This window comes from Streptacidiphilus fuscans, from assembly GCF_015690355.1.
GTDB classification, from domain to species: Bacteria; Actinomycetota; Actinomycetes; order Streptomycetales; family Streptomycetaceae; genus Streptacidiphilus; species Streptacidiphilus fuscans.
The window spans coordinates 35467-51230 of sequence record NZ_JADPRT010000012.1 but is presented as its reverse complement, the minus strand read 5'-3'; the positions used below and the strand labels follow the sequence as shown (position 1 = coordinate 51230).

Annotated in this window: 14 protein-coding genes; 10 read left to right on the top strand and 4 right to left on the bottom strand. The window is 71.3% G+C overall.

What is annotated here, in order from left to right; genetic code table 11:
• Window positions 1-429 carry a nucleotide pyrophosphohydrolase gene (locus I2501_RS25955; protein ID WP_196196653.1) on the top strand — a complete coding sequence of 143 codons (429 nt, stop codon included), beginning with the start codon at window positions 1-3 and terminating at the stop codon, window positions 427-429.
• A 169-nt stretch (window positions 430-598) separates the two neighbouring features.
• Window positions 599-1255 carry a DUF6099 family protein gene (locus I2501_RS25950; RefSeq protein WP_196196652.1) on the top strand — a complete coding sequence of 219 codons (657 nt, stop codon included), beginning with the start codon at window positions 599-601 and terminating at the stop codon, window positions 1253-1255.
• A 66-nt stretch (window positions 1256-1321) separates the two neighbouring features.
• Here I2501_RS25950 and I2501_RS25945 read toward each other — a convergent pair whose 3' ends face one another.
• Together I2501_RS25945 and dapD are read right to left on the bottom strand one after the other, a co-directional pair.
• Window positions 1322-1501, bottom strand: a complete 180-nt coding sequence (locus tag I2501_RS25945; RefSeq protein WP_196196651.1) for a hypothetical protein — start codon at window positions 1499-1501, stop codon at window positions 1322-1324.
• A gap of 348 nt (window positions 1502-1849) precedes the next feature.
• Window positions 1850-2851: a 2,3,4,5-tetrahydropyridine-2,6-dicarboxylate N-succinyltransferase gene (gene dapD, locus I2501_RS25940; RefSeq protein ID WP_196196650.1), complete on the bottom strand. Its 1002-nt coding sequence runs from the start codon at window positions 2849-2851 to the stop codon at window positions 1850-1852.
• 140 nt (window positions 2852-2991) lie between these two features.
• Between dapD and I2501_RS25935 the strand changes: the two genes are divergently transcribed.
• The 3 genes from I2501_RS25935 to I2501_RS25925 all read left to right on the top strand — a co-directional run bounded on the left by I2501_RS25935 (window position 2992) and on the right by I2501_RS25925 (window position 6855).
• Complete coding sequence (locus tag I2501_RS25935; protein WP_196196649.1) at window positions 2992-3531, top strand: cysteine hydrolase family protein; 540 nt, start codon at window positions 2992-2994, stop codon at window positions 3529-3531.
• An 83-nt stretch (window positions 3532-3614) separates the two neighbouring features.
• Window positions 3615-4697, top strand: coding sequence for a GlxA family transcriptional regulator (locus tag I2501_RS25930; RefSeq protein WP_196196648.1), 1083 nt, complete (start codon window positions 3615-3617; stop codon window positions 4695-4697).
• Window positions 4609-6855 carry a CRISPR-associated endonuclease Cas3'' gene (locus I2501_RS25925; protein WP_196196647.1) on the top strand — a complete coding sequence of 749 codons (2247 nt, stop codon included), beginning with the start codon at window positions 4609-4611 and terminating at the stop codon, window positions 6853-6855. The genes I2501_RS25930 and I2501_RS25925 overlap by 89 nt, the downstream gene beginning before the upstream one ends.
• Before the next feature lie 96 nt (window positions 6856-6951).
• Here the strand turns inward: I2501_RS25925 and I2501_RS25920 are convergent, their stop codons facing one another.
• Window positions 6952-7419, bottom strand: a complete 468-nt coding sequence (locus tag I2501_RS25920) for a GNAT family N-acetyltransferase (RefSeq protein WP_196196646.1) — start codon at window positions 7417-7419, stop codon at window positions 6952-6954.
• A 138-nt stretch (window positions 7420-7557) separates the two neighbouring features.
• Here I2501_RS25920 and I2501_RS25915 point away from each other — a divergent pair, with 138 nt between their 5' ends.
• From I2501_RS25915 to I2501_RS40735, 5 genes are all read left to right on the top strand, one after another.
• Window positions 7558-9264 (top strand): 3' terminal RNA ribose 2'-O-methyltransferase Hen1, encoded by a 1707-nt coding sequence (locus tag I2501_RS25915; protein ID WP_328806635.1) that lies wholly within the window; start codon window positions 7558-7560, stop codon window positions 9262-9264.
• Between the two features lie 5 nt (window positions 9265-9269).
• Window positions 9270-11909 (top strand): polynucleotide kinase-phosphatase, encoded by a 2640-nt coding sequence (locus I2501_RS25910; protein WP_196196644.1) that lies wholly within the window; start codon window positions 9270-9272, stop codon window positions 11907-11909.
• A 65-nt stretch (window positions 11910-11974) separates the two neighbouring features.
• The gene (locus I2501_RS25905) at window positions 11975-12508 is read left to right on the top strand and encodes a GNAT family N-acetyltransferase (protein WP_196196643.1); all 534 of its coding nucleotides are present in this window, start codon (window positions 11975-11977) and stop codon (window positions 12506-12508) included.
• 84 nt (window positions 12509-12592) lie between these two features.
• On the top strand, window positions 12593-13594 hold the full coding sequence (gene argF / locus I2501_RS25900) for an ornithine carbamoyltransferase (RefSeq protein WP_196196642.1): 1002 nt from the start codon (window positions 12593-12595) through the stop codon (window positions 13592-13594).
• A 175-nt stretch (window positions 13595-13769) separates the two neighbouring features.
• Window positions 13770-14771: a helix-turn-helix domain-containing protein gene (locus I2501_RS40735; protein ID WP_196196641.1), complete on the top strand. Its 1002-nt coding sequence runs from the start codon at window positions 13770-13772 to the stop codon at window positions 14769-14771.
• Here I2501_RS40735 and I2501_RS25890 read toward each other — a convergent pair.
• Window positions 14768-15727 carry a helix-turn-helix transcriptional regulator gene (locus I2501_RS25890; RefSeq protein ID WP_196196640.1) on the bottom strand — a complete coding sequence of 320 codons (960 nt, stop codon included), beginning with the start codon at window positions 15725-15727 and terminating at the stop codon, window positions 14768-14770. The two genes, I2501_RS40735 and I2501_RS25890, sit on opposite strands and share 4 nt — an antisense overlap.
• Between the last annotated feature and the right edge of the window lie 37 nt (window positions 15728-15764).

Here is a 15764-nt window from a genome sequence, read left to right as displayed (position 1 = left end):
ATGGACGACGTCACCCCCGCCTCCGGCGACACCCGTGACACCCGCGAAACCCGTGACAGCCGCGACACTCGCGACACCCCGGCTCCCGGCAACGACCGGACCGTCGAGGCGCTGCAACAGCGGCTGCGCGACTTCGCGGCGGCACGCAAGTGGCAGCCCTACCACACGCCCAAGAACCTCGCGGCGGCGCTCAGCGTGGAGGCGTCGGAGCTGCTGGAGATCTTCCAGTGGCTCACCCCGGAGCAGGCCGCCGAGGTCATGTCCCACCCCAAGCGCGCCCACCAGGTCGAGGACGAGGTCGCCGACGTCCTCGCGTACCTGCTCCAGTTCTGCGGCGTCCTCGGGGTCGACCCGCTCACGGCCCTCGCCGCCAAGATCGAGCGCAACGAACTCCGCTTCCCTGCGGCGGAGCCGCAGCCGCTGGACTGAGGCCGTCGGGAACCTCGTCAGTTCACCCCTGCGAGTGGCCCGTTTTCCACACCCCCGAGTTGTCCACAGGCCGGTGCCCGGTTCGTCGCGGGAGTCCGCGGGTGGGCGGAGGCTGGGCGCAGACCCGGTGGAGAGGCCGCCGGGCGGCTCCCGAGGGGTGGGTGGCGTCATGGACGCAGTGCGGCTGATCAAGGCGACCCGGCATGCGTTGGCGGAGGCGCGGAGCGCGTCCGACGTGATGGTCGAGGCATGGCAGGCCTGCCGGTTGGCGGAGGCGGTGGGGCAGACCTCGGCGCTGGTGCTGACCGAGCGGGCCTTGGAGGGCGGTGGCTGCGGTGCGGTCGAGATCGCCAGGGCGCTGGCCGAGGCCGCGTCGCATGCGGCGGAGTGCATCGGGCGTCCGCCGGATGAACCGGTTACCGGCGAGCGCGCCTCCCGGCTCACCGCGCTCGCGGACCTCGGCGGGACGCTCCGCGAGCTTCGGTCGCTGATCCAGGAGGCTGCCGAGTCGCTGCTGGTGGTGGCCTGCGGCGCGGACGAGCAGGAGCTCTACTGGAGTTGCGTCGACGGGGTCGACGCCGCCCATCCGGCAAGGGAGTTGCTCACCGAGCTGCTGCGCGCCGTGGGCGCGGAGGTCGGGGACGGAGCGGAGGAGAGCGACGAGAGCGGCGAGGCGAAGGAGGAGGCGGCCGACACGGACGAGTCGGATGCGTCGGAGCGGCTGGGCGGCGAGCCGGGCCCTGTCGGGGTCGGCTCCCGGGGGCTGGGGCGGGCCGTCCTGAGCCCCGCTGCCGCGGTGGTGCGGCTGGAGCCGCCCACTGGGTGAGGTCGGACAGCAGCGAGCCGGTGCGGGCCCGGTTGGCACGGGCCCGGCGGCGGGGGCTACGCGGGGCTACTCGTGTGCGAGTTCGTCCGGCTGCTGCGCGGCGTCGTCGCTGCCGGTCGCGTGCGACTCGGGCATCTGCAGGTCCGCGTCGAGCTGGACCAGGTCGGCGTTGAGGGCCGCCAGCATCTGCTCCATCTGTGCCAGCAGGCTCTGCGGGCTGTCGGGAGCGGGGGGTGCGTCGGACATGGGTGGCTGACCCTTCAGGGGGCGGGCACGGACAGGGGTGCCGGCAGACGGTGCCGGTCCCGTGCGACCAACGACCGGCCCCGGCCGACGGTCACTGCCTGTCACACCGACGGGCGCTCCCACGGGCCGCCTGTTCACCCGCGTTCACCCCGAGGCGGGACGCCGCTTGAGCGGCGGGCCCTCGGCCTGCTAGTGCCCCGGGGCGCACCGCAGGAGGGAGTCGGGCGAACAACTCGCCCGACTCCCTCACCCCACTGTCAGCCGTTGCCTGTCAGCGCTCTGCACGCGCCGAACGCCGAACGCCGAACGCCGAACGCTGAACGCCGACCGCTGGACGGCGAACGCGGCTCAGTTGTGCGCGTGCAGCTCCGCGTTGAGACCGCCCCAGGAGCCGGAACGGGCGATGACCTCGACCGCGCCGCTCTGCGAGTTGCGGCGGAAGAGCAGGTTGGACTGGCCGGAGAGCTCGACCGCCTTGGCGATCGCGCCGTCCGGGGTGGTCACCCGGGTGCCGGCGGTGACGTAGAGACCGGCCTCGACCACGCAGTCGTCGCCGAGCGAGATGCCGATACCCGCGTTGGCGCCGAGCAGGCAGCGCCGGCCGACCGAGACGACCTGCTTGCCGCCGCCGGAGAGCGTGCCCATGATCGACGCGCCGCCGCCGATGTCGCTGTGGTCGCCGACGACCACACCAGCCGAGATCCGGCCCTCGACCATCGAGGTGCCGAGGGTCCCGGCGTTGAAGTTGACGAAGCCCTCGTGCATCACGGTGGTGCCCTCGGCCAGGTGCGCGCCGAGGCGGACCCGGTCGGCGTGGGCGATGCGGACACCGGTCGGGGCGACGTAGTCGGTCATGCGCGGGAACTTGTCGATCCCGTAGACGGCCAGCTGGCCGCCCTCGGCGCGGACGGCCAGACGGGCCGCCTCGACGCGGTCGACCGGGGTGGGGCCGATGCTGGTCCAGGCGACGTTGGCCAGCAGGCCGAAGACGCCGTCCAGGCTCTGCCCGTGCGGCTGGACCAGACGGTGGCTGAGCAGGTGCAGACGGAGGTAGACGTCGTGCGTGTCGAGGGGCTTGTCGTCGAGCGAGCCGATGACCGTGCGGACCGCGATCACCTCGACGCCGCGACGGGCGTCCGTGCGCAGCGCGGCGGCGGCACCCGCGCCGAGCGCGGCCTCCGCCTCCTCGGCGGTGAGCCGGACGGTCCCGGCCGGACCGGCCTCGGCGACCAGCTCCGGAGCGGGGAACCAGGTGTCGAGGACGGTGCCGTCCGCGGCGATCGTGGCCAGACCGGCGGCGACGGCGCCGCCCTTGGGGGCGGTGGAGGAGGTGGAAGTCTCAGTAGTCACGTCAGAACGCTAACCAATCGGGTGGCAGGATGCCGAACCGTCCCGGGTGTCGGACGTGATCAGTGGCTGACCGGATCGTTCCGCAGGCGGACCCGATCCGGCCTTCTCCAGGGGTTCGCGGCCAGGCCAGGCTAGGTTCCATGAGTCGCGCACTGATTGTCATCGATGTCCAGGAGTCCTTCCGAGCCCGTGGTGAGGACTGGCCGCTCGTGGAGAACCCGAAGATCGCCGAGCCGGTGAACCGCCTGGTCCGGCTGGCCCGTGAGCAGGGTGACACCGTGGTGTGGGTACTGCACCAGGAGCCCGGCAGCGACACCGTCTTCGACCCGGCCCAGGGCCACGTCCGGCTTCTCGCCGAGCTGGAGCAGCCGCTGCCCGGCGAGATCACGGTGCACAAGACCAGTCACAACGCGTTCACCACGACCAACCTGCAGCAGCAGCTGACCGAGCGCGGGGTCACCGAGCTGGTGCTCTGCGGCATCCGGACCGAGCAGTGTGTGGAGACCACCACCCGGGTCGGCAGTGACCTCGGCTACCGGTGCACCTTCGTCGTCGACGCCACGACCACCCACCCGATCGGCGAGCTGAGCGCCGCCGCGATCATCGAACGGACGACGGCCGTCCTGCGCGACCGGTTCGCGCGTATCGCGACGGTGGACGAGCTCGTCGGCGGCAGGTGAGTGGGCACACCGTTGACCGTGGGGACACCGCTGAACGTGGGAACGCCCCCTGATCTGTCAGTGCCCTGCGCGATGATGAGTCCGTGAGCAACCGCGTCGTGTTCGTGCTGGTGCCCGGGGTCCATCTGCTGGACCTCGCGGGCCCGGCGCAGGTCTTCAGCACGGTGGGGGACTTCGGCTTCCCCTACCGGCTGGACTACGTCGCGGAGCAGGAGTTGGTGCCCAGCGCCCAGGGGCTGCCCCTGCACGCCACGACGGTCTGGCCCGAGCTCGACGCCGACGACCTGCTGGTCGTGCCGGGCTGGCAGGTGCCGGACGCCGAGGCAGGGCCCGACGGGCGGCCCGAGGCGTTGCCTGTGCTCGTTCCGCCGCTCGGGGCAGCCGTGTTGGCTGCCTTGCGGGCTCACCACGAGGCCGGCGGCACCGTCGCCAGTATCTGTGCCGGTGCCGCCGCGCTGGGCGCGGCCGGGCTGGTTGACGGGCGGCGTTGCACCACCCACCACGACATCCAGGACGAGCTGGCACGCCGTCACCCGCGCGCCCAGGTGGTGCGTGACGTGCTCTACACCACCGACGACCGGGTGGTCACCTCGGCCGGGATCGCGTCCGGCATCGACCTGGCCCTGCATCTGGTCGCAGGTCGCCACGGCCCCGCCGTGGCCGCGCAGGTCGCGCGCGACATGGTCGTCTACGCCCGGCGCAACGGTCACGAGCCGCAGGCCAGCGCCATGTTGCGCCACCGTTCGCACCTGGACGACACCGTGCACCGGGTGCAGGACCTGATCGACTGGCGTTTCGCCGAGACCCTGCCGCTCGCACTGCTCGCCGCGTCGGCCGGAGTCAGCGAGCGCACCCTCACCCGGCTGTTCACCCGCGCCACCGACGGGTTGACGCCGCTGCGCTACCAGCAGACCCTGCGCGTCGAACGCGCGGAGCACCTGATCAGCCACGGCACGACGGTCGAGACAGCGGCCAGGGAGGTCGGCTTCGACGACGCCCGGATGCTGCGCCGCCTTCGCGCCCGGGTGGGCGCGGCCGGGGGGACCGGCACAACCGGAGCAGTGGAGAGGGGTTTTGATGTCGGAGACCACGGTCGACTTCGCTCGGTTCCTGACGGTGGCGACGGGCCACGCGCCCTACCCGTACCAGGCCGCGCTGGCGGCTGAGCCGCTCGCCCCGCTGCCGGAGCGGCTGGCCGCGCCCCCGGGCGGAGGGGCCGAGGCCGTGGTCCTCGCCTGGCTGTACCGGCGGCTGATCGCCGACCCGCAGGGCACCCCGCGCAGGCTCGTCCACGTCCTGCCGGAGGGCACCCTGGCAGGTGGCACCTACGCGACGGTGGCTCGCTGGCTCGAACGCCTCGGCACGCTGGACGGGCCGGACGGCGGTGCGCTTGGCGGCGCGGACGGCGTGGGCCTGCACTTGCTCACGGGCGCGATGGCGCGCGATGGCAGTTGGCGGCGCGCCCCCGAGCGCACCGCGATCCTGATCGGCACCCAGGAGGTGCTGCTGAGCCGGGCCCTGCTGCGCGGCTTCGCGGACGGGTCGACGATGACCGGCGCTTCCTTCGCGCTGCTCCACAACGACACCCACTGGGTGCTGGACGAGCCCACGCTCCTCGGACCGGGCACGGGAACGGCGTTGGCCCTGCAGGAGCTGCGCGAGCATCTCGGCACGTCGGCGCCGACGGGCACGACGTTGCTGTCCGCCGCGCTTTCGGACCGATCGTGCCTGGTGCGCAGGGTCGACGCACAGGACGCCGACTCCCTGGCCGCCACGCTCGACGCGGCGCACACCGCAGGCACGCAGACCCTGGCCGTACTCGACTCCCTCACCCGCGCGCGAGCCCTGGTCCGCGCACTGCGCGCGCAGGACGCCGACCGCGAGGTCCTGTTCGCCCACCCGTTCCGCCGCGAGCCCGAACTCCGGCAGTTGGCCGAGGCATTGGGGCAGTCTGTCGTCGACCGGATCGTGGTCGCGGTCGGCCACGCGCTCGACCTGGGCTGGGAACTGCCTGCTCGGACGATCTACACGGAGCTCGCGCCCTGGGCCGCCGTGGTTCGTCGTACAGGCCAACTCGCGGACGGAGCACGCGAACTGCTCTGGAGCCCGAACCCCGACGCGACCTCCGAGCCGGACGTGGTGGAGTGGCTGGCGGAGCATGACGGACAGACCGTCAGCCTGCGGGACCTGCACGATCTGCAGGAGGCCCAAGCCAGTAGGCCAGCCTTCAGCCCACCGCCACCGGACGAGGAAGACCTGCTCCGCCTCTTCGACACCGCACCCGACATCGACGTCACCCCCTGGGTGAGCGCGGGCGGTCGCGATCCCGGCACCGTCCTCGTCGCCTGGCGAGACTGGGCCGAGGGGCGACCCGGCCCGGAGGAGAGCGACCCGACCCGCCAGGAGCTGTGCCCGGTCCCGCTGACCGAACTCCGTTCTCAGTTGATCGCTCGAACCCGTACGGCTTGGATCCGGGATCGGCAGCTCGACTGGGCGTGGCGACCGGTCGACCCGGAGTCCGCAGCAGGGGACCTGCGCCCCGGTGTCACGGTGCTGCTCGACGCCGCCGAGGGCGGCTGGTCGCCCGAGGAGGGCTGGACTCCGGACAGCGTGGCCGCGGTGGAACCGCTGGGCGACGGGACCGCCCCGTCCCGGTCGTTCTCCTGCACCGCATGGGTCAGCCTGGACCAGCACCTGCAGGAGACCGAGCAGGAGGCGCGCGCCCTGCTGGAGTCCCTCGCGCTCCCCGGCCTGACGGCGGATCACCGACATGTGGTCACCCGGGCCGCCCGCTATCACGACCTCGGCAAGAGCCACGACCTGTTCCAGGACATGATCCGCAGTGGCGGCGGCGACCCGCCCGCCGGGCTGCTGGCCAAGTCCAAGGCGCCCTACAACGGTGGCCGTTACGCCCGCCCCTACTTCCGCCACGAGTTGGTCAGCGCACTGATCCTGCTCCAGGACCGTCGACACATCCGGTCCGCCGAGGACCTGTTGCCCTACCTCGTCGCCGCCCACCATGGCCGGATCCGCGTCAGCGTATTGCCGGAACCCGACGAGAAGCCCGCCCTGCTCGGGGTTCTCGACGGCGACCGCACCCCGCCCGTCGAACTGTCGAGCGGGGAGCGGTTCGCCGCGCTGGTGCTGGACACCGGCAACGCCGCACGGCTGACCGACAACGCCCTTGCGCTCCTGCACCGCGCCGACATGGGCCCGTTCCGCTTGGCCTTCCTGGAGACCCTGGTCCGGGTCGCGGACTGGCGGTCCAGCGCACGGCACGACGGGCCCGTTGAGGTGCTGAGCGACGGAGGGCTCGGCGTCTGAGGTGCTGGGCTCCGCGATGCCCGCGTGAGGAACGGCCCGGCGGCGTCGGCTGCCTCGCAGGGATCACAGGGACCTGGGGTCGGCGCAGGCCCGGCCTCAGGCCAGGAGCAGCTCGGCCGCGACCTGGCCGTAGATCACCTCGCCGGTCGGGCGGAAGCCCAGGCGCAGGTAGAAGTACTCCGGGCCGTACAGGCCGGGCAGCCACAGCGTGCCGACACGACGCTCGCCACGGCTGCGCGCCTCGGCGCAGATCGCGGCTACCGCAAAGCGGCCGTAGCCCCTGCCCTGGTACTGGGCGGCGATGTTCAGCCGCCAGATCCCGCAGCGGAACGCTTCGACAGGGCTGCTCGGGTCGAAGCTGCCCATGACGAAGCCGACCAGCTGGTCCCGGTCGAAGACCAGCCGTGGCCAGGCATGGGACCCGTGGGCGTACGCCTCGGCGAGCGACCGCGCCACCGGAGCGACGTAGCCGCTCTGCTCCGGGCGCACCAGCAGATCACAGGCGGCGTCGACGTTCGCGGCCGTTACCTGCTCCAGCCGCAGCCAAGGCGAGACGGGCTTCATGGCGGCACGATACGTACCAGCAGGCTTGAGGAGAAGATGTGGAGGCCGCCCGATCGGCACTCGTCCGCGGCGTGCAGACGACAGGCGGCGTGAGAAAATCCGTGGGCTGCGACGATGCGCGCGGCGATACTCGTCCGTGTGTTCCTGACGATCAGCACCCACGCCACCGACCAGCGTCCCGCGACCGATCTGGGCTTTCTGCTGCACAAGCACCCCGGCAAGGCGCAGTCGTTCAGCACCGCCCACGGCCGCGCGCACGTCTTCTATCCGGAGGCGACGGCCGAGCGGTGCACGGCCGCGCTGCTGCTGGAGGTGGACCCGATCGCGTTGGTGCGCCGGGGCCGTGGCAGCAAGGGACGCGGCGGGTCCTCGCCCGACTTCGCGCTCGCGCAGTACGTCAACGACCGTCCCTACGCGGCGTCCTCGCTGCTCGCGGTGGCGATGAGCGCGGTGTTCAAGAGCGCGATGAAGGGTGTCTGCACCGCCCGTCCCGAGCTGGCCGACCAGGCGCAGCCGCTGCGCGTCGAGCTGCCCGCCGTGCCCGCCAAGGGCGGCGCGGAGCTGGTGCACCGGCTCTTCGAACCGCTCGGCTGGCAGGTCGAGGCGGAGCCGATCGTGCTGGATCCGACCTTCCCCGAGTGGGGTGACTCGCGCTATGTCCAGCTCCGGCTGACCGGGACGCTGCGGGTGGCGGACGCCCTCAGCCAGCTGTACGTGCTGCTGCCGGTCCTGGACGACGCCAAGCACTACTGGGTCGCGCCGGACGAGGTCGACAAGTTGCTCGCCCGTGGCGAGGGTTGGCTGCCGCGCCACCCGGAGCAGCAGCTGATCACCCGCCGCTACCTGGCCCGCCGCTGGTCGCTCGCGCGCGCCGCCACGGCCCGCCTGGAGCTGGCCCGGCTGGCCGAGGCGGACGACCGCGAGCTGGAGGAGATCGACAACGCCGTCCCGCAGGAGACCGGGGAACTGCCGGAGGAGGGTCAGAGCCCGGCGGACGCCGAGCACCTGCCGACCACCGACGCCCTGCCGACCACCGGCGCCCAGCCGGATGCCGACGCCCGGCCGGACACCAACGCCCAGCCGGACGCGGACCAGCAGCAGGACACCGACCCGAAGCCGGTACCCCTCGCGGTCCGCCGTCGCGAGGCGATCCTCGCCCAGCTGCGCGCCGCCGGGGCCACGCGCGTACTGGACCTGGGGTGCGGTGAGGGCGCGCTGCTGGCCGACCTGCTCAAGGACCGCACCTTCACCGAGGTGGTCGGCGTGGAGGTGTCCGCGCGCGCCCTCGTGATCGCCGCGCGCCGCCTTCGGCTGGACCGGATGAACGAGCGTCAGGCCGCGCGGATCAGGCTGATCCAGGGTGCGCTCACCTACACCGACTCGCGACTGAGCGGCTACGACGCCGCCGTCCTGTCCGAGGTGATCGAGCATGTCGACCAGCCGCGACTGCCCGCGCTGGAGTACGCGGTCTTCGGCGCGGCCCGGCCGCGGACGGTCGTGGTGACGACGCCCAACGCCGAGTACAACGTGCGCTGGGAGACGCTCCCGGCCGGGGAGATGCGGCACGCCGACCACCGCTTCGAGTGGGACCGCGGGGAGTTCCGTGACTGGGCGGAGCGGATCGGGCGAAGCTACGGGTACGAGGTCGCCTTCGGCCCGGTCGGCGACGAGGACCCGGAGGTGGGGCCGCCCACCCAGCTCGCCACCTTCAGCCTCGGGCGCGAGGACGGGACCGATACCCCTACCAGCACCGACACCAGCTCCGACGCCGACGCCGACACCAGCTCCGACGCCGACGCCGACACCAGCTCCGACGCCACCACCCAGACCCCGAAGGGAGAGTGACCCCGATGACCGACAACACCCCCAGCACCCCGATCGCCTCCAACGCCGCCACGACCACCGGCACCGAGCGGGTCACCCGCAAGGTGACCGTGCCCGACCTCTCCCTGGTCGTCCTGATCGGCGCTACCGGCTCCGGCAAGTCCGCCTTCGCCGCCAAGCACTTCCTGCCCACCCAGGTCGTCTCCTCGGACGCCTGCCGCGGCATCGTCTCCGACGACCCCAACGACCAGTCGGCGACCAAGGAGGCCTTCGAGCTGCTCCACTACATCGTGGGCAAGCGGCTCGACGCCGGGCGGCTGACCGTCGTCGACGCGACCAACGTGCAGCAGGAGGCGCGCCGCGCGCTCGTCGACCTGGCCCGCGCGCACGACGTGCTGCCGGTCGCCGTCGTCCTCGACGTGCCGCAGCAGCTCTGCGCCGAGCGCAACTCCCGTAAGCCGGACCGCGCGCACTTCCCGCCGCACGTGCTGCAGCGGCACCAGCGCGACCTGCGTCGTTCGCTGCGCCACCTGGAGCGCGAGGGCTTCCGCAAGGTGCACGTGCTGCGCTCGGAGGCCGAGGTCGACGCCGTCGAGATCGTGCTGGAGAAGCGCTACAACGACCTCAAGCACCTCACCGGGCCGTTCGACATCGTCGGGGACATCCACGGTTGCCGCTCCGAGCTGGTCACGCTGCTCGGTCGGCTCGGGTACGAGGTGCTCCGCGACGCCGAGGGGCGCGCGGTCGACGCCGTGCACCCGCAGGGCCGCACCGCCGTCTTCGTCGGCGACCTGGTCGACCGCGGCCCGGACACGCCCGGCGTGCTGCGCCTGGTGATGGGCATGGTCGCGGCGGGACACGCGCTCTGCGTCCCGGGTAACCACGAGAACAAGCTGGGCCGGGCGCTCTCCGGCCGCAAGGTGACGGTCAGTCACGGACTGCAGGAGTCGCTGGACCAGCTGGCGGCCGAGCCGCCGGAGTTCGTGCAGCGGGTGCGGGACTTCATCGACGGCCTGATCAGCCACTACCTGCTGGACGATGGCCGGCTGGTGGTCTGCCACGCCGGTCTGCCGGAGAAGTACCACGGTCGCACCAGCGGCCGGGTGCGCTCGCACGCGCTCTACGGGGACACGACCGGCGAGACCGACGAGTACGGGCTGCCGGTGCGCTACCCGTGGGCGGAGGAGTACCGGGGGCGGGCGCTGGTCGTCTACGGCCACACGCCCACGCCCGTCGCGAACTTCCTCAACAACACCATCTGCCTGGACACCGGCTGCGTCTTCGGCGGCACGATGACGGCGCTGCGCTACCCGGAGCGGGAGCTGGTCGAGGTCCCGGCCGAGCAGGTCTGGTACGAGCCGGTGCGCCCGCTGGCGACCGACGCGCCGGGCGGACGCGAGGGGCGTCCGCTCGCGATCGAGGACGTCGCGGGCAAGCGCATCGTAGAGACCCGGAACCACGGTCGGGTCGCCGTCCGCGAGGAGAACGCGGCGGCGGCGCTGGAGGTGATGAGCCGGTTCGCGATCGACCCGCGCCTGCTCGCCTACCTGCCGCCGACCATGGCCCCGGTCGCGACCTCGCAGCGCCAGGGCTGGCTGGAGTACCCGGACGAGGCGTTCGCCTCCTACCGGGCGGACGGCGTGCGGCACGTGGTGTGCGAGGAGAAGCACATGGGCTCGCGCGCGGTGGTCCTCGTCTGCCGGGACACCCCGGACGGCGACGGTGAGGGCTCGGCGGGCGAGAAGCGGTTCGGCGTGCCGACCGGCGGCCAGATCTGGACCCGCACCGGGCGAGCCTTCCTCGACGACCCGGCGCTGAACGACGCCGTCCTGGCACGGCTGCGCGCCGCCGCCGAGGAGGCCGGGCTCTTCGCCGAGCTGAAGAGCGACTGGCTGCTGCTCGACGCCGAGTTGATGCCGTGGTCGCTCAAGTCGACCGGGCTGCTGCGTCGTCAGTACGCGGCCGTCGGCGCGGCGTCGGGTGCGGCGCTGGCGGCGGCACGGGCCGCGCTGGACGCGACGGCCGCGCTCGGCGTCGACGTCACGGAGCTGTCGGAGCGTCAGAACGCCCGCGCGGCGGACGCGTCCGCGTTCACGGACGCCTACCGCCGCTACTGCTGGACGGTCGAGGGGATCGACGCGATCCGGCTCGCGCCGTTCCAGCTGCTCGCGGCGGAGGGCGAGAACCTGGCCGTGCGCCCGCACGACCAGCACCTCGACTGGATCGACCGGATGGTCGCCGCCGACGACACCGGCCTGCTGCACGGCACGCGTCGCCTGCTCGTCGACACCGCCGACGCGGACTCCCGCGCGGCGGGCGCGGCCTGGTGGGAGGAGCTGACCGCGCGCGGCGGTGAGGGCATGGTGGTCAAGCCGCTGGCCTCGTTGGTCCGCACCGAGAGCGGCCGTCTGGTCCAGCCGGGCGTCAAGGTCCGTGGGCGCGAGTACCTGCGGATCATCTACGGGCCCGACTACACCCGCCCCGAGCACCTGAGCCGGCTGCGCGCCCGCGCCCTGGGCCACAAGCGCTCGCTCGCACTGCGCGAGTACGCCCTGGGCCTGGAGGCGCTGGACCGGCTGGCCGAGGGCGAGCCGCTGTGGCGGGTGCACGAGGCGGTCTTCGCGGTCCTCGCACTGGAGTCGGAGCCGGTCGACCCACGGCTCTGAGCGACGCGACGGAGACTGTGACAGGGGCCGAGACAGAGACCGCGAGGGAGACAAGGAATGTGCGCATGACCTACCGCATCGACCGCGTCCAGCCCGGGGACTGGGAGCGGGTCCGGGACATCCGGTTGCGGATGACCAAGGACACGCCGATGGCGTACATAGAGACCCACGAGACCGCGCTGACCATCGGCGAGGACAAGTGGCGCTTCCGCGCCGGGCGCAGCACCCAGCCGGGCAACACCGGCTATGCCGCCGTGGTCGCGGCGACGGGGGAGTGGGTGGGCACCATGAACTCCTACCTCCCCGTCGCCGATCCCGGTGAGGCGCCGCCCTTCGCCTGGCTCTACGGCGTCTGGGTCGACCCGGCCCACCGGGGCCGGGCGGCCGGGGTGACCGACGCGCTGTTGGACGCGTGCCTGGCCTGGGCGCGGGACGAGGCCTGGGTGCCGGAGATGCGGCTTCATGTGCACGAGGCCAACCTGCGCGCCCGGCGCTACTACGAGCGCCGGGGCTTCCTCCCGACCGGCGACACCATGCCCTACTCGCTGGATCCGAGCTTCGCCGAACTGGAGATGAAGCTTGGGTTGAAGCACGTGTAGTCGCGAGCACATCTATGCATAATCATTCGGGTCCTCGTATATGCTTCCCCAGGTAGCGTCCCCGCACAAGCTCTGGAGCCCGGCATGGCCTTCAACCTGCGCAACCGGCACTTCCTCAAGGAGCTGGACTTCACCGCCCAGGAGTTCCGCTTCCTGCTCGACCTGTCGGCCCAGCTCAAGGCCGCCAAGTACGCGGGGACGGAGCAGCCGCGGCTGCGCGGGAAGAACGTCGCGCTGATCTTCGAGAAGTCCTCGACCCGCACCCGCTGCGCCTTCGAGGTGGCCGCCGCCGACCAGGGCGCCAATGCCGTCTACCTTGACCCCAGCGGCTCCCACCTGGGGGCCAAGGAGTCGGTGAAGGACAGCGCGCGGGTGCTCGGCCGGATGTTCGACGGGATCGAGTACCGGGGCCACGGCCAGGAGATCGTCGAGGAGTTGGCGGCCCACTCGGGCGTCCCGGTCTGGAACGGCCTGACCGACGAGTGGCACCCGACCCAGATGCTGGCCGACATGCTGACCGTCCGGGAGCACTGCGACAAGCCGCTCGGCGAGGTGGCGCTCGCGTACCTCGGCGACGCCCGCAACAACATGGGCAACTCGCTGCTGGTCACCGGCGCGCTGCTGGGTCTGGACATCCGCATCGTCGCCCCCAGGGAACTGTGGCCGACCGACGAGGTGCAGGCCGAGGCCCGCCGCCTGGCCGCCGACAGCGGCGCGCGGATCACCCTCACCGACGACGTGGCCGCGGGCGTGACCGGCGCGGACTTCCTCTACACCGACGTCTGGGTCTCCATGGGCGAGCCCAAGGAGGTCTGGGCGGAGCGGATCGCGCTGCTGACGCCGTATCAGGTCTCCATGGACACCATCCGCGCCACCGGCAACCCGGACGCCAAGTTCCTCCACTGCCTCCCGGCCTTCCATGACCTCGGCACGGCAGTCGGCCGCGAGATGCACGCGGTCACGGGCATGTCCGAACTCGAGTGCACGGACGAGCTGTTCGAGTCCAAGCACTCCATCGTCTTCGACCAGGCGGAGAACCGCCTGCACACCATCAAGGCGGTCATGGTCGCCACATTGGGCGACTGAACCCTTCGGATGCCTGCGTTCGCCGAAGAATTCACGGCGCGCGAGCATCGAGCAGTGCAAATTCTCTACTTAAACAATATTCACGCGATCGAATTAAGTTGCGCCCTGGGACCGAATGCCCCCACTGTGATCTGCCATGCTGCTACTGGTTGGAGCAGGCAGATTGGGGCTTCTCGTGGTTACGATCTTCGATCGCATTGATGAGCACGTGAAAAGCATTTTTGGGGATGGGCCGGTTTGTATTCATCTTGGAGATATAGAAAAGTGTGAGATCAAGAGGCATCCAGTTCTGCCCGAATTGCGCAAAGCGGCCATGCCGAAGGGGTCGGGGCATGCGATCGGCATCCGTCTCTGGGAGTCGTTGGTTGCGATCGGGCGAGTCCGCGAGCTTGTCGGCGATTCCAGTGGGAAGATGTTGATCGTCAGCTGCCTGACGCCTTGTCTTCGTTCGACGGCGTGGAGGGTGGTCCGCGACAGGCGCGCCGAGATCGACGATGTCATGTCGGAGATGGTTGAGGCCATGCTCCGGGCGTGGTCGGAGTCCGCCAAAGGGGTGCCACCGCGTAGCATGCGTGATCGCATGATGAGTGCGGGCTTTGATGCTGGCTATCGGTACGGAAAGAAATTTTCTCCGGAGTGCCCTACGGAGCATATCGATTTCTTTGCTGCGGAGGAAGACTCGGGTCATATATCTTCTCTGAAAGCGTCATCGATCATCGAACCAGGGCGAGTGATGGATTCGGCGACAGCAGAGATCCTCCGCGGTGAGGCGGTTGGGGCACGGCTCTCGCAGTTCGATACTTTGGAGCGCCTCAAGCGCTTCCATGATGATATTCGCGCATGCCGACGTGGGGCGGTTGGTGGCCCGGTCCTGAATGAGGCCGAACTGGCAAGGTCTTGGATTTCTGGAGCGAACCACTACTATTACTACTCGGATCTGTTTCCCTTGTATATGGATATGTGCAAGGCGGCTGACGTTCTTGGCGTATCCGAGTCGACGGCGCGCCGCATGGCTCGAAACGGGGAATTTCCATATACATGGGTCGGTCGGCGCTGCGTTGTGCCCGTCAAAGGCTTCATGATGGCCTCGAAGATCCCGGATCCCCTCGTCCATGCGGACGATGTTGAGAACGGTGCCGCTCATGCTCTCGGCTTCGGCGGTCCGTCAAGTTTCTAGTCCAGCTTGGGAAGTGCCCGCTGTGCTCTCTCGCCGAACACACGTAGCTGCTCGGTCAGTGCCGGGGGTGACTCGACCCGGAACGGCAGGTCGAGCATGAGCAGGCGGACCGCCGTCCAGTCGAGGCGGTCGGCGTCCAGGCGCCAGCGCGAGCGGCCGTCGCCCAGGTCCTCGACCTCGCCCATCGGACCGAGCCGGGCGCGCAGCGCCTCCGCCGGGGCGTCGACGATCACCACCGCGGTGGCGCCCTGGTGGAGGTCGCGCAGCTTCTGCTTGACGAACGCCGCCGCGTCGGCCGCCGGGAGTTCGCGCGGGGTCGCCCGGGCGCCGGTCGCCTGCGGCGCGTCCAGGCGGTCGACGCGGAACATCCGCCAGTCGTCGCGCTCCAGGTCCCAGGCGACCAGGTACCAGCGGCGTCCGGTGGCGACCAGCCGCTGTGGCTCGACATGCCGTCGCGTCTCCGTGCCGTCCGCCGCGCAGTAGGCGAAGCGGACGCGTTCGTGGTTGCTGATCGCGCCGGCCAGCACCGTCAGCACGGACGGCTCGACGCGCGGGCCGCCGCCCGTCATCGTCACCACCGCCGAGCCCAGCGCGCCGACCCGGTAGCGCAGCCGTGACGGCAGCACCTGCTCCAGCTTGGTCAGCGCGCGCAGCGACGCGTCCTCGATCCCGCCGACGGCGCTCCCGGCCGAGGCGCGCAGGCCGACGGCGATCGCCACCGCCTCCTCGTCGTCCAGCAGGAGCGGTGGCAGCGCCTTTCCGGCCACCAGCCGGTACCCGCCCACGGCGCCGAGCGTCGCCTCGACGGGATAGCCGAGCTCGCGCAGCCGGTCGACGTCCCGGCGGATGGTCCGGGTGGTGACCCGGAGCCGCTCGGCGAGCTCGCTGCCGGGCCACTCCCGGGGGGTCTGCAGCAGGGAGAGGAGGCTCAGCAGCCGTGCGGAGGTATCCATCATGTTTTCCAGATTCGACGCCCACTAGGACAAGAGCTGT